General features: G+C 48.6%; 16 protein-coding genes. 8 read left to right on the top strand and 8 right to left on the bottom strand.

What is annotated here, in order from left to right; genetic code table 11:
• Nucleotides 1-14: 14 nt before the first annotated feature.
• The 3 genes from Q1A54_RS00080 to Q1A54_RS00070 are packed head-to-tail and all read left to right on the top strand — an operon-like array spanning nucleotide 15 to nucleotide 1,763.
• On the top strand, nucleotides 15-389 hold the full coding sequence (locus Q1A54_RS00080) for a phage holin family protein (protein WP_007653047.1): 375 nt from the start codon (nucleotides 15-17) through the stop codon (nucleotides 387-389).
• Nucleotides 386-1,021 carry a hypothetical protein gene (locus Q1A54_RS00075; protein ID WP_299984085.1) on the top strand — a complete coding sequence of 212 codons (636 nt, stop codon included), beginning with the start codon at nucleotides 386-388 and terminating at the stop codon, nucleotides 1,019-1,021. Before Q1A54_RS00080 ends, Q1A54_RS00075 begins: the two co-directional genes overlap by 4 nt.
• Nucleotides 999-1,763, top strand: coding sequence for a geranylgeranylglyceryl/heptaprenylglyceryl phosphate synthase (locus Q1A54_RS00070; protein ID WP_299984083.1), 765 nt, complete (start codon nucleotides 999-1,001; stop codon nucleotides 1,761-1,763). Before Q1A54_RS00075 ends, Q1A54_RS00070 begins: the two co-directional genes overlap by 23 nt.
• Here the strand turns inward: Q1A54_RS00070 and Q1A54_RS00065 are convergent.
• From Q1A54_RS00065 to panC, 7 genes are all read right to left on the bottom strand, one after another.
• Nucleotides 1,746-2,669, bottom strand: a complete 924-nt coding sequence (locus Q1A54_RS00065) for a helix-turn-helix domain-containing protein (protein ID WP_076421288.1) — start codon at nucleotides 2,667-2,669, stop codon at nucleotides 1,746-1,748. The two genes, Q1A54_RS00070 and Q1A54_RS00065, sit on opposite strands and share 18 nt — an antisense overlap.
• A gap of 158 nt (nucleotides 2,670-2,827) precedes the next feature.
• Nucleotides 2,828-3,967 (bottom strand): acyl-CoA dehydrogenase, encoded by a 1,140-nt coding sequence (locus Q1A54_RS00060; RefSeq protein WP_299984080.1) that lies wholly within the window; start codon nucleotides 3,965-3,967, stop codon nucleotides 2,828-2,830.
• Nucleotides 3,968-4,159: 192 nt separating this feature from the next.
• On the bottom strand, nucleotides 4,160-4,837 hold the full coding sequence (locus tag Q1A54_RS00055; RefSeq protein ID WP_007655427.1) for a zinc metallopeptidase: 678 nt from the start codon (nucleotides 4,835-4,837) through the stop codon (nucleotides 4,160-4,162).
• A gap of 15 nt (nucleotides 4,838-4,852) precedes the next feature.
• A complete protein-coding gene (gene rfaE2 / locus Q1A54_RS00050; protein WP_299984077.1) occupies nucleotides 4,853-5,341 on the bottom strand; it encodes a D-glycero-beta-D-manno-heptose 1-phosphate adenylyltransferase in 489 nt (162 codons plus the stop codon).
• On the bottom strand, nucleotides 5,325-6,368 hold the full coding sequence (locus Q1A54_RS00045) for a lysylphosphatidylglycerol synthase transmembrane domain-containing protein (protein WP_299984075.1): 1,044 nt from the start codon (nucleotides 6,366-6,368) through the stop codon (nucleotides 5,325-5,327). The genes rfaE2 and Q1A54_RS00045 overlap by 17 nt, the downstream gene beginning before the upstream one ends.
• A gap of 9 nt (nucleotides 6,369-6,377) precedes the next feature.
• Complete coding sequence (gene panD / locus Q1A54_RS00040; protein WP_007655433.1) at nucleotides 6,378-6,725, bottom strand: aspartate 1-decarboxylase; 348 nt, start codon at nucleotides 6,723-6,725, stop codon at nucleotides 6,378-6,380.
• Nucleotides 6,726-6,822: 97 nt separating this feature from the next.
• Nucleotides 6,823-7,677, bottom strand: coding sequence for a pantoate--beta-alanine ligase (gene panC, locus Q1A54_RS00035; RefSeq protein WP_299984073.1), 855 nt, complete (start codon nucleotides 7,675-7,677; stop codon nucleotides 6,823-6,825).
• Between the two features lie 136 nt (nucleotides 7,678-7,813).
• Here panC and Q1A54_RS00030 point away from each other — a divergent pair, with 136 nt between their 5' ends.
• The 3 genes from Q1A54_RS00030 to glmS all read left to right on the top strand — a co-directional run bounded on the left by Q1A54_RS00030 (nucleotide 7,814) and on the right by glmS (nucleotide 11,922).
• Entirely contained in the window at nucleotides 7,814-8,629 is an 816-nt protein-coding gene (locus tag Q1A54_RS00030) for a glycogen/starch synthase (protein WP_299984070.1), read from the top strand.
• Nucleotides 8,613-9,992, top strand: a complete 1,380-nt coding sequence (locus tag Q1A54_RS00025) for a DUF4270 domain-containing protein (protein WP_299984067.1) — start codon at nucleotides 8,613-8,615, stop codon at nucleotides 9,990-9,992. Before Q1A54_RS00030 ends, Q1A54_RS00025 begins: the two co-directional genes overlap by 17 nt.
• A 94-nt stretch (nucleotides 9,993-10,086) precedes the next feature.
• Complete coding sequence (glmS, locus tag Q1A54_RS00020) at nucleotides 10,087-11,922, top strand: glutamine--fructose-6-phosphate transaminase (isomerizing) (protein WP_196116379.1); 1,836 nt, start codon at nucleotides 10,087-10,089, stop codon at nucleotides 11,920-11,922.
• 71 nt (nucleotides 11,923-11,993) lie between these two features.
• Here glmS and Q1A54_RS00015 read toward each other — a convergent pair whose 3' ends face one another.
• Nucleotides 11,994-12,677, bottom strand: coding sequence for a 3-hydroxyacyl-CoA dehydrogenase family protein (locus tag Q1A54_RS00015; protein ID WP_299984059.1), 684 nt, complete (start codon nucleotides 12,675-12,677; stop codon nucleotides 11,994-11,996).
• Nucleotides 12,678-12,726: 49 nt separating this feature from the next.
• On the opposite strand from Q1A54_RS00015, the gene Q1A54_RS00010 reads away from it, so the two are divergent.
• Together Q1A54_RS00010 and Q1A54_RS00005 are read left to right on the top strand one after the other, a co-directional pair.
• Complete coding sequence (locus Q1A54_RS00010) at nucleotides 12,727-13,107, top strand: RidA family protein (RefSeq protein ID WP_076421295.1); 381 nt, start codon at nucleotides 12,727-12,729, stop codon at nucleotides 13,105-13,107.
• Nucleotides 13,108-13,279: 172 nt separating this feature from the next.
• Nucleotides 13,280-13,675, top strand: a complete 396-nt coding sequence (locus Q1A54_RS00005) for a hypothetical protein (RefSeq protein WP_299984053.1) — start codon at nucleotides 13,280-13,282, stop codon at nucleotides 13,673-13,675.
• Nucleotides 13,676-13,777 lie beyond the last annotated feature (102 nt).

Raw genomic sequence — 13,777 nt, 5'->3', positions numbered from 1 at the left:
AAAAGCTGGGCACTATGAATGACAACGGCACAAGAGAGAAAAGTAATAACCTCATTGATAACTTAATGGGGTATATTGATACCCGCATAGACATTATACGTCTGGAAATACAGGAAAAGCTAAAAGCTGCTTTTGTAAGCGCGGTACATGGTGCCTTGCTGGCCTTTTTTGGCCTGATGAGCTTCCTTTTTGTTAGCATCTTTCTGGGCCTTCTGCTCAACCACCTGCTTGACAGCTCTTTCTGGGGCTTCGGCATTATCGCACTATTCTATGTGATCGTGCTGGTGGTGCTGCTTGTTGGTCTCGACAAGAAAGTGTTTCAAGGTATGGCTGACAAAGCCTTTGATAATACGATATACAAAACAGACAAAAGAGAGAAACAAGTATGAGCGAGACTAACAACCCCCTGTTCGATAACGAGCGTGAACTTCTGGAGCGTCAAAAAGAAGAATACAAAAACGCGCTTATGGGTGATGTGGATCAGATAAAGACACAGGGCCAGCAGATGGGCAAAAAAGTCGCCATTGCAGGCGGTGTGCTGGTAGCAGGGCTCCTGCTGAAGAGTATGTTCAGCGGCGGTAAAAAAAAAATTAAAAAGCTGAAGAACAAGAAGGCTCTAAAGAGTTCAAAGTCCCACAGCAAGGAGACGGATGCGCTTGGCTTCAACAAGTATGCGTACGACCAGGAGGATAGCTACACCGCAAGAAATGCAGATGTGGCGGGTTACAACTCCTTTGTACATGAACAAGAGGACGACTATACCTTGTCATCAGAGCGCATGCCACATACACCGCAGCAACAAACCGGCGTATCTAAAAGCTTTGTGAACTCTGAACTGATGCAGGTGATCAGCCAACAGGTTATGGCCCTGCTCCTTGTATACCTTACTAAAAAGGTGGAGGAATACTTAAGCACTGTTTCTAAAAATAGCGATATTGCAGCAGCACCCATTGAGGTGACTGAAGTAGAAACCATTGCTTATACCATTCCAGAAGAGGATGCCATTCAACAACCTTTGTAACAGACAGCAGCATGAGCCAGGCAGAAAGCACTTTGCCGTCCTGATCGACCCCGATAACCTGGACGAAGCTTCCTGCCTGAACCTGCTCTCTCTGAGCGAAACCCACCAGGTAGATTTTTTCTTTGTAGGCGGCAGCCTCATCACCACCGATAACCAGGCCGCCATCATCAAACTTATCAAAGAGAACAGTTCTATACCTGTTATTCTCTTCCCGAGCAACAGCCTGCACATCGACAAACAGGCCGACGGCATTTTGCTACTGTCTCTTATTTCCGGTCGCAACCCAGACTTTTTGATCGGCCAGCATGTGCTTTCGGCTCCCATTCTCAAAGCCAGCGAGCTACAGGTATACCCAACCGGCTACATGCTCGTAGACACTGGCCGTCAAACCACTGCTTCTTACATGAGTGGCACCACACCTATACCTTATGATAAGCCAGCTATTGCCGCCTGCACTGCCATGGCCGGCGAGTTGCTGGGCCTACGCTACATCTACCTCGACGGAGGCAGCGGCGCTATGCAACCCATCAGCGCAGACATGATTAAGGCAGTGCGTCAGTCAGTGGATGTACCTGTTATTGTAGGCGGAGGCATCAACACGGCAGCTAAGGCAAAAGCAGCACTGGAGGCTGGCGCCGACGTCATTGTGGTAGGTAACCACATAGAAAAAAACCCCGGCTTTTTGGCCGAGGTTTCTCACACTATTGCTTCTTATAATCTAGCCTTAGATGTTCATCGCTGATTCGCGACGGCGCATCTTACCGGCAGGTATACCAAACATCATCTTGAAGCGACGGCAGAAGTAAGCTGTATCTTTGTAGCCCACATCCTTACCGATTTCGCGAATGCTCTTCTTCGTCGTGCGAAGCAGGAACACAGCACGCTCCATGCGCTGGTACTCAATGTAATCCTGAGGGTTAATGCCTGTCAGCATTTTGAAATACTGGCCTACATAATCTTCAGATACGTTGGCCACGTTAGAAAGCACTTTGTTAGACAAGTCGCCGCCCAGGTTCTCCTTGATGTAGTTGAACAGGTCGATGAGGCGAGGGTCTTTGAAGTAGGTGCTGTTCGTAGCAAGCTGCTCCACAAACATCTTGTTGCGCAGGATGTGACGCACGATCTCTACCACGATGTTCTCGGTGTAGATGCTGATCAGACGCTCCTTGCCTGGCAGGTCCTGCATGCTTTCTTCCACTACCTTGATCACCAGGTTAGCCAGCTTGTTGTTTCCTGAGATCAGGAAGGCAGGCAGGTCAAGTGATGCAAAGAAGTTAACTGAATCGAACACTTTCGCTTCGAAGCTCACATAGCTGTGGCTCTCTTCCGCGTCGCCGATCAGGTCGAGGTCGTTGTTGCTCTTAAAGAACTTCTCTCTGTTGGTGATCAGGTCATCGTTTGTAATGGATCTGCCATCGCCGGAACCATAGGTTACCTTTGTGCTACGTCCACCCGGTATAAAGAGCAGTTCGCCCTCTTCTACCATCTGTTCCTCCTCACCAAAGAAAATTGTACCTTTATGAAGCAGAATCAGGTTGTTGCCTACGTCGTAGTAGTTGCGTACCGAGAACGGCTGCTGCAACACCAGATTTTTCGCTTTAATGAACCGCACCCCAAGCGACTCAATAATCTTATTGTAATCTTCCATGTGTGTTACCAACTAACTTTTATACTATAAACCCTTTTATTTTGTCCTAAAGCTAGGCTAATCTTTATAAAATTCAAAATATTTTAAATATTTAATTTTAATTCAATAAACCCTATCCTTAGCCTAAATAACACAATAACAAAGGTTTAAGTGCCAAATTACTTTAACAATTCTCTTGAAATTACTATTTTCTGGATCTCAGAAGTGCCTTCGTAGATTTGTGTGATTTTGGCATCGCGCATCAAACGCTCTACATGGTACTCTTTCACGAAACCGTAACCGCCATGTACTTGCACTGCTTCTACCGTTGTGTCCATGGCTACTTTAGAAGCGAAAAGCTTCGCCATTGCACCGGACATGCCATAATCCTGATGCGTGTCTTTGTGGTAAGCGGCCTTCAAACACAGCATGCGGGCAGCTTCGATGTTCGTAGCCATGTCAGCCAGTTTGAACTGGATTGCCTGGTGCTTCGCAATCTCCACACCAAATGCCTTACGCTCCTTAGAGTACTTCACTGCTAGCTCGTATGCGCCAGAGGCTATACCTAACGCCTGTGCAGCTATACCTATACGGCCGCCTGCCAGTGTAGACATCGCAAACTTAAAGCCGAAGCCGTCTTCACCGATGCGGTTCTCCTTAGGTACTTTTACGTCAGTGAACATCAAAGAGTGTGTATCAGAGCCACGGATACCCAGCTTGTTCTCTTTCGGACCAATCTGGAAACCTTCCATGCCACGCTCAACAATAAATGCGTTGATACCACGGTGCTTCTTCTCAGGATCTGTCTGGGCAATCACCAGGTATACGGAGGCTGTGCTGCCGTTTGTGATCCAGTTTTTAGTACCATTCAGCAGGTAATAGTCGCCTTTGTCTTCAGCGGTGGTGCGCTGTGACGTGGCGTCAGAACCAGCCTCTGGCTCAGAAAGGCAGAAAGCGCCTATGATCTCGCCAGTAGCAAGCTTCGTCAGGTATTTCTGCTTTTGCTCTTCGTTACCATATTTCTCAAGGCCCCAGCATACAAGTGAGTTGTTCACCGACATCACTACGGAAGCAGAAGCATCCACTTTAGAGATCTCTTCCATAGCCAACACATAAGAGATGGTATCCATACCACCACCGTTGTACTTCGGATCAACCATCATACCCAGGAAGCCAAGCTCTCCCATTTTCTTGATCTGCTCAGCCGGGAACTTCTGGTGCTCATCGCGCTCAATTACACCGGGCAGTAACTCTGCTTGTGCAAACTCACGGGCGGCAGCCTGCACTGCCAAATGTTCTTCAGTTAATTGAAAATTCATGCTTTTATATATAAAAGGACTGTAATTAATGGATTATAGTACAAAACTATGAAATTTGGTAATATTTGTATAACTCTCCTAACTAATATTTGTTAGGCAGTGGATAAATTCAGTGCAATAAAACAGAAACGCCATCCGCTCTGAAAGAACGGATGGCGTGTTGTCTGCTATCGAAGTTGCATCATGATCAGCTTAGTCCCGACGGCCCATAAGCAGTGACACATAGTAAAGCAGTGTAGCCAAAGAGCCAAGCGCTGCGACCACATAAGTCATGGCAGCCCACTTCAGCGCGTCCTTCGACATGGCCAGCTCCTGCTGTGTTACAATATTGTTGGAGCTAATCCAGGCCAGCGCCCGCTTACTCGCATCAAACTCAACAGGCAGTGTTACAAAACTGAAAATGGTGGTCAAGCCAAACAGCGCCACACCAATAGCCAACGGCACAGGAGTAGTCTGCAGCATGAAAATACCGATCAGGATGATCCACTGCATGTAGCGTGAGGCGATGCTCAGCGCCGGCACCATGGCCGAGCGGAACTTCAGGAAGCTATACGCTCTGGCGTGCTGCACGGCGTGGCCGCATTCGTGCGCTGCCACAGCTGCAGCAGCCGCGCTGCGTGCCTCGTACACATACTCGCTCAGGTTTACGGTCTTGTCAGCTGGGTTGTAGTGGTCCGTCAGGCGGCCAGCTACCGATATTACTTTTACATCATGAATGCCGTTATCGGCCAGCATCATCTCGGCAATCTCACGGCCGGTGTAGCCCGACTGCAACGGAATTTCGGAGTACTTCTTAAACTTGCTCTTCAGTCTCCAGCTTACCCACATGCTGAGGCCCATGAAGAGAATAACAATCACATATATTCCCATTGGTCTATTTTAACTTTATGAACTTTGTTGGTTTTCTATTTTTCTAACAATGTTTGTGGTGGAGTAGCCTTTCACGAGCGGCACGGTTTTCACCTCGCCCCCACGTGCTGTAACGACATCCTGCCCCACAATATTTTCGATGATGTAATCATCGCCCTTCACCAGTATGTCCGGCTGCACAGCCTTGATCAGTTCGAGCGGTGTATCTTCATCGAAGAATACTACGGCATCCACAAACAAAAGGGATGCCATGACGCGTGCACGTGACATTTCGTCCTGAAGTGGGCGGCTCGGACCTTTTATACGGCTTATTGACGCATCTGTGTTAAGGCCAAGTACCAATTTATCGCCAAGTTGTCGTGCTTTTTCGAGGTAGTCGACGTGGCCGAGGTGCAGGATATCGAAGCAGCCGTTGGTAAAAACGATCTGCTGTCCCTCACTGCGCCATGCCTGCACAAGCTCCTGCAGGTCAGGCAAGGATAGGATTTTATCTTTCGAATTCATGTATAGGTGGGTTTGCCTGCGTGTGCTCTTCCACTGCGGCAGGCTTATGCAACATTCCTGCTATAAAGCTAAACACTCCCATGGCAACTACCAAAAGCGTTTGCGAAGTATGGGCCACTAAGGCGTAGGCCATCCCAGCCTCTTTGGGTATACCGTAGAGCAGTAGCACAGTCTGCACCAGCAGGTGGTACACCCCTACTCCCCCCTGCACAGGCGCCGCCATACCTAAAGTACCGATCACGAGCACCGATAGGCCGGCTACTGGCGTCAGGCCGGACGTGGCAGGTATAGCATAGAACACGACAAGGCTCATGCCATAGTACATGGCCCATACAAAGAGGGTATGCCCCCAGAAGGCGGCCTGGTTTTCAATTTTAGTGATGCTGAACACGCCCTGCAGCATCCCACGCACGAAGGTCACCGCTTTTTTGAAAAAGGCGTTCTGACGCAGCTTGTTCAGGTATAGCAACCCCAGCACCAGAAACACGGCGCCAACTACCATTAACAGCACAACCAGCAGGTATAGCGACCCGAAGCTTTGCTCCAGGCTGGCGTACTTATCTGTGAAAAGACCAAAAAGAAAATCGCGGAGGCGGTTTACCTCCAGCATAAAGGTGAGCCCCAGAAACAGAAGCAGCATGACCATGTCGATGATGCGCTCTGCGATGACTGTGCCAAAGGCTGTATTGACAGGGATGCCATTGCTGCGACGGAGCATGCTGCAGCGCACTACCTCTCCCATGCGGGGCAGCACGAGGTTAGCCAGGTAACCTACCATCATGGCATTGTAGGTGTTCTTAAAAGAAGGGGTATAGCCTGTCGGCCGTATTTGCATGTGCCAGCGGTATGCCCGGCTCAGGTAAGCTGCGATGCCCATCAGGACTGACAGCACCAGCCACCCATAACTGATATTCTGCAACTCTGCCCATAGTTTTTCGAAGTCAAGCTCTTTAAGGGCATACCACATCAGAAATGCAGAAAGCCCCAGAAGCAGGCTGTACTTCAGTAAAGAGAGCAGTTTTCTCATGCAATGGCGTTACACCAGTCGGTTGTGCTGATCCGGGAACACGAGCGTCGGCTGGTGGTTCTTTGCGTCTTCGAACTTGATGGAGCAGTAAGAGATCACGATCACGATGTCACCTACCTGCACTTTGCGAGCGGCCGGACCGTTCAGACACACCGTGCCGGTACCACGCTCACCCTTAATTACATAAGTCTCGAAGCGCTCTCCGTTGTTGATGTTGACGATCTGTACTTTCTCATTCTCCACCACGTTGGCGGCATCCATCAGGTCTTCATCAATGGTGATGCTTCCCACATAGTGCAACTCAGCCTGTGTAACCCGGCAACGGTGAATTTTGGATTTTAAAACCTCAATATACATGGTTTATTTTTGTAATAGGCCGCAAAGTTATGCATTTAGCTGCAGATAAACTACCAGCGTCTCAGCATCTTCTTAAGCCTTTACAATCCCGAACAAATCAGCCCTCCTTTAGATTCACGAGCATGTTGTCGATCAGCCGCACCTCCCCCACAAAAGCGGCAATGCAAAGCGCCACTTCTTCTTGACCGCTTATGTCCTGGAGCGGCTGCAGGGTAAGACTGTCCACTATTTCGAAGTACTCCAGCTCGAGCTCTTCTACCTGCTGCAGCTGTTGTGCCACCTCGCCCCTGATGACTGCCACTGGCTTCTGCTTCAGATTGGCTGCGGCCATTTGCAATGCTTTGTAAAGCTGCGGTGCCTGTTGGCGTTGGGTGTCGCTCAGGCGCTTGTTGCGTGAGGACATGGCCAGTCCGTCGGCTTCGCGCACGGTCGGATAGCACACCAGCTCCAGGTCAAAGCTCAGGGCGTGCACCAGCTGGCGCACAATGGCCACCTGCTGCAAATCCTTTTGCCCAAAATAGGCCTTGTGTGGCTGCACGATATGGAAAAGTTTGCTCACCACAGTCGCCACTCCGTTGAAATGCCCCGGGCGATGTGCGCCCTCCATCACCGCTTCGAGCAGTCCGAAACTAAACTGCAGCACAGACTGTTGTGGATATATCTCCTCCGCACTGGGGGCGAACAGGTAGTCGCAGCCAACGCTTTGCAGCAGGCTGATGTCCTGCTCGAGTGTGCGGGGGTATAGCTTATAATCAGAGGCGTTATTGAATTGAGTCGGATTCACAAACACACTACAGATCGTCACGTCATTCTCGCGGGCCGAGGCGCGCAACAGCTGCAGGTGCCCTTCGTGCAGGGCGCCCATGGTAGGCACAAAACCAATGCGCTTGCCGCCGCAACGCAGCGCTGCCACAATGGCCTTAAGGGCTGCCACCTGCTCTATAACTTCCATATTAATAGGTATAAATGATGCAATTGCTGAAAGCCGTCAAAAGTAGGTTATAGAACATTAAATTGAAAATTAGAATAAAAAATACTAATTTTGCACGTCCCATTACTGTTGCTTATTAAATTTTAATTACATACTCATGTCTAAATTGCGAATCCTGTACGCCGCCACCGAAATCCTTCCTTTCCTTCAAACCACTAAAGTAGCAGAATTTCTGAACACGCTACCGCAGAGTATGCAGGAGAGAGGTATGGAGATCCGCATCTTTGTACCCAAGTTCGGTATAATAAACGAGCGTAAAAACCGTTTGCATGAGGTAGTTCGCCTGTCAGGCATCAACATCGCCGTGGGTGATGACGAAAAGCCGCTTGTTATTAAGGTAGCCTCTATCCCAAATGCCAAGCTGCAGGTATATTTTATCGATAACGAAGACTATTTCCAGCGCAAGTCCGTTTTTGTGGATAAGAACAACAACTTCCACCAGGACAATGACGAGCGTGCCATCTTCTTCTGCAAGGGTGTACTCGAAACAGTGAAGAAACTGGGCTGGCAGCCGGATATCGTACATTGCAACGACTGGATGACCGGTCTGATTCCAATGTACCTGAAAACTACTTATAAGAAAGACCCGATCTTTAAGGATTCGAAGTCTATCTTTACGGTTTACAACCACGAGTACAAGCACAAGTTTAACGGCGACCTGCTCGAGAAAGTAAAAATGCTTGATATCGATGACAGCATGCTGGTCTCTTTGCAGGAAGCGGACCTGGACAGCTTTATCAAGGTTGGCATGGAGTACGCTGACTCTGTGATCAAGACAAATGAGAACTTCGGCGAAAACATCAGCGCCCTGTTCAATGAATTTGTTGAGACAAACAAGAACATCAATACCATCAGTGCCGACGACAACCTGTGTGATTCATACTTCAACCTATATAATGAACTCAGCCGTTAGGAGATTACTCTTATTCTTCTTTTCATTTGCCGCTCTTACAGCCTGCGAAGACCCAAAAGACATCGGACTCGAACTACAGGACGAAAACCTGATAGGTACCGAGTTTACTGATACCCTTACCATCCGGACCGGAACTGTGTTTCAGGGGGACTCGATCCTTTCGTTCCGCTCACAGCCGCCTTTGCTAGGCCAGTATGTGGATCCGGTGCTGGGTAAGGTGCGTGCCAGCACAATCACGGAGGTGGCAATCAACGGTGCCGGCTTAAACTTCGGCGCAGGTGCCAGAGCAGACTCGCTGGTGCTTACACTTGACTATTCGTTTAAGTATGCGGACACCCTGAAGACGATGCAGGTAAATGTGCATCGTGTGACAGGTGCATTTGACGAGAGAACCTCTTACTTCACCAACACTCCTTTTGCTTACGACTCTAACCCTGTTGGTTCGAAAGCTTTTCTGCCTCGCATAGATACAGAAAGGGCGGAGAATGTGACGACAAAGAAGACGAGACTGCTGAAGATAAAACTGAGTAGCGAGTTGGCAAACGAGTTTATGGCCCAGTCAGGCCAGGCGGGTTTAGCAGACCAGGCCGGTTTCTCTAACTTTTTCAAAGGCCTTGCATTGACAGTGCCTGAAGGCGAGAATGCAAGCATAGTAGGTCTGACACTGGGTAGCACTAACACGAGCCTGACACTGCACTATACCACAGCCGAAGGCACTGCCAGACAGCATAACTTTTTGTTGGGCGCAGGCAATTACTTTACCCAGATATCATCTGACCGCACAGGCACTGCCGTTGCTGAGCTGCAGTCGAATGGGGACTTTGTACCTGCCAGCGAAACAGGCGGAGATTCTTATATACAGGCGGGCACGCAACTGCTTAGTAAGATCACGATCCCTCACCTGGAAAAATTCAAGGATATCCCAGGCACATTGATCATCAACCGGGCCGAGCTGATCATACCTGTTAAAGCGGCTTCTTCGGAGAACAACCTGCCGAGACCGCCTCAATTGGCTTTGTATGAAACCAACAATGCAAACCAGTTTTTGCGAGACATAACAGGTACTGTACGTGCAGTGCAGCAGGATGGTGTCAATCCACTGGATACCCGAGTGCCAGCTTTGGTGGCTAGTAGCCGCAAGAATGGCGTAGATTATTATACCCTGAATGTGACCAGTTACCTGCAGGGTGTGATGATGGGCCTGAAGCAAAACAACGGACTGATGCTGGGCGCTGTCTCGGCTGCTTCGCAGTCAGACGGAACCGTAACTATTCGTCCGGAAACGCGTCCTTACCGTGCCATTGTGACAAACAATGAAGCAAACCCAGTAAGGCTCCTGATATACTATTCGAAGCTACAATAGTATCGCGCAAATATTAAGCAGATACTTTATACATTATAAAGAAAAAGGTACCTTTGCAGGTACCTTTATTTTTTTTACTGAAACTTAATACTATATGTGCGGAATTGTAGCGTACGTAGGGCATAGAGATGCTTGCCCTATTGTCCTTAAGGGCTTGAAACGACTTGAATACAGAGGCTATGACAGCGCAGGCATAGCCCTGATGAACGGAGGACTGAACGTCTTCAAAAGAAAAGGCAAGGTAAGCGACCTTGAGGAGTTTATTGCAGATAAAGATGTGCACGGCAGCATCGGCATGGGCCATACTCGTTGGGCTACCCACGGTGAGCCAAACGATGTCAATGCACACCCACACTACTCTAGCTCCAAGAACATTGCCATCATCCACAACGGCATCATCGAGAACTACGCTTCCCTGAAGCAGCTCCTGATCCAAAAAGGCCATACCTTCCAGTCCGAAACGGATTCGGAGGTTTTCATCAACTTAATTGAAGACATCAAGCAAAACAGCAACTGCTCACTGGCAGAGGCGGTGCGCCTGGCGCTGCACGAAGTAGTAGGAGCTTATGCTATTGTGGTGCTCTCTAAGGAAGACCAGAACCAACTTATCGCTGCCCGTAAGGGTAGTCCATTGGTAGTAGGTATAGGCGAAGGCGAGTACTTCCTTGCTTCTGACGCTACTCCAATTATTGAGTATACCAACGATGTGGTGTATGTGAACGACTACGAACTGGTCGTGATCAAAAACGGTGAGTTGGAGATCCGTACCAAAGAGGACGTGGTGCAAACACCATACGTTCAGCGCCTTGAAATGGCCCTGGAGTCGATTGAGAAAGGCGGCTACCCGCACTTCATGCTGAAGGAGATATTTGAGCAACCTCGCTCTATCCTGGACAGCATGCGTGGTCGTATGATCGCAGAGAGCAATCACCTGATGATGGGTGGCATCCGTGAGTTTGAGAACAAATTTGTGAATGCAGACCGTATCCTGATCGTGGCTTGCGGCACGTCTTGGCATGCCGGTCTGGTGGCCGAGTACCTGATCGAAGACCTTGCTCGCATACCTGTGGAGGTAGAGTATGCTTCAGAATTTCGTTACCGCAACCCAATTATCAGCGAGCGTGACATTGTAGTAGCTATTTCACAGTCTGGCGAAACAGCTGACACACTGGCCGCACTGGAGCTGGCCAAGTCAAAAGGTGCTACAATATTCGGTATCTGCAACGTGGTAGGTTCTTCTATCGCCCGTGCTACGGATGCGGGTGCTTATACCCACGCTGGTCCTGAGATCGGTGTTGCTTCTACAAAGGCCTTTACCGCACAGGTAACGGTGCTTTCGCTGATTGCCATGATCATTGGCAGCAAGCGTGGCACGCTGGAAACAACCAAACTGCATCAGTTGATGGTGGAGCTGGAGAGCATTCCGGCCAAAGTAGAGAAAGCACTGGAGCTAAACGACCAGATCATCAAGATTTCGGAGCAGTACAAAGACGCTACAAACTTCCTATACCTGGGTCGCGGCTATAACTTCCCGGTTGCACTGGAAGGCGCCCTGAAGCTGAAAGAAATCTCTTACATCCATGCCGAAGGCTACCCTGCCGCTGAGATGAAGCACGGTCCTATCGCCTTGATCGATGAGCAGATGCCGGTGGTAGTAATCGCTACCAAGGACAGCTCTTATGAGAAGATCGTATCGAACATACAGGAGGTGAAGGCCCGCAAAGGTAAGATCATCGCTGTTGTAACCGAAGGTGACACGACTATACCTGCCATGGCGGATCACGTGATCGAGATTCCAGAGACGAGCGAGCACCTGGTGCCGTTGCTGTCGGTTATTCCGCTGCAATTACTGTCTTACCACATCGCGGTAATGCGCGGTTGCAATGTAGACCAGCCTCGTAACTTGGCGAAGTCTGTGACAGTAGAGTAATCGATTAATAGTTATAAAAAAGGGCCAGCGACTAATCAGTTGCTGGCCCTTTTGCTTTATGATGAACTATCTTAGAAACTAAACTTCTCTCCTCTCAAATACTTTGTCTTGAGCAGCGGGCAAATCTTGTAGCGCTCTTCTCTGGTGTCTTCGTACATCGCCTCCAACACTTGGTATACATTATCTATACCTATCGCATTCGCCCATTCAAAAGGTCCGTGCGGATAGTTGGTACCCAGTTTCATACCCAAATCGATATCCTGAATAGAGGCAGTGCCTTCCTGCAAGGTATAGCAGGCTTCGTTAATGATCATGCACAGGATGCGCGGTGTGGCCATACCTGCACGGTCTTCTACTAACTGATACTCCGTGCCAAGTTGTTCGCATACCTGTTTCAGTTTCTCGGCATCCTTTTGCTCATATAGGCTTACCTCCAGCACCGGACGGTTAAAGAGAGTTGGCAGTCCATTGAAACCGAATAAGGTGCAGATCCTTTCTAAACCTGATTCACGCACCAGCGAAGCCAACTGCTTCGTCACGGCCTGGCAGAACACGATTTGATCTGGGCCATAATCGCTCAGGCGCTCCGGTTCTTTATGCAGCAGGAAGTCAAAAACAACATCGCCAGGCTTGAGCTGATCATCGGTCAGGTGACGGCTATGCAGAAAGGTATAGGTATTGCCGTTGGCTCCTTCCGGAAATTTCTGTTTAAACTCAGCGGCCATTTCATCGCCAGACAAAACAAGTATGTGCATATTTCTGTACTTTTGATGGGTAAAGATACACATTAAAACTAATCGGACTATGAACCATACCATTATCAAGTCGGCCAATGCGCCAGCCGCCATTGGGCCTTACAGCCAAGCCACACTTCACAACGGGATCATGTACGTTTCGGGCCAAATCCCATTAGACCCGCAAAGCGGCGAGCTAGTAAGCGGCACTATTGAGGAGGAAACGCACCAGGTGATGAAAAACCTATCCGCCATTCTGCAGGAGGCCGGCATGGGCTTCGACAATGTGCTTAAGTGCTCCATCTTCGTAAAAGACCTGGGCAACTTCGCCAAAATAAACGAGGTATACGGCAGCTACTTCAGCTCTAACCCGCCTGCCCGTGAGACGGTAGAGGTGAGCCGCCTGCCTAAAGATGTGAATGTGGAGATTTCCTGTATTGCAGCTTTGTAAGCAGTACCAAATTTTAAGAGCTATACCTTTAGCCATGCCAATGGATAAGGGTATAGCTCTTAATTATTATATAATATATTCGGTAATCCGGTTACGGTTGTCTGTCGAAATCGACAAATAACCGTATGTCTATTCCGTTTAGCTAGAAGTTGGGAGGTATAAGAATTAATAAATGAAGAAAATATACACGATCTTCTTTGTGTTGCTTTTGATAAGCTGTAGTGTAAAAGAGACCGAACAAGAATCTGTTATCCAACATCAAGCTAACACATCTTCTCCAGCAGTTGAATCACAGCACTCAGGTGCACAGTCTTTATTCACTAACGAAGATATAAAAGGTATATGGACTTCAGGAGAATCTGAAAATGCCAGCTTTAATATTGAAGAAGACTCGATATTGTTTGTAGACACATTTGAATACTTAAAATACGAATTCAGAAATGATACTCTGATATACTTTGATGATAATGTTCCCTTTTTTAAAACAAGGGTAATAAAAGCTGACAAAGATTCTTTAGTAACTTCCAACGAGGACGGAATTCGTAGATTGTGGAGATTTAAAGATTAGAAGTTGATACAAAATTTCATCTCCCAATCGAGTAGACGGCCCCGTCAGCGTTAGCTGACGGGGTGCGCCTCTCACACCACTGTACAAGCGGGTCTCGCATAC

The organism is uncultured Pontibacter sp., assembly GCF_947502515.1.
Lineage (GTDB): Bacteria > Bacteroidota > Bacteroidia > Cytophagales > Hymenobacteraceae > Pontibacter.
The sequence above is the reverse complement of the archived record's forward strand: the minus strand, read 5'-3'. Positions and strand labels throughout refer to the sequence as shown.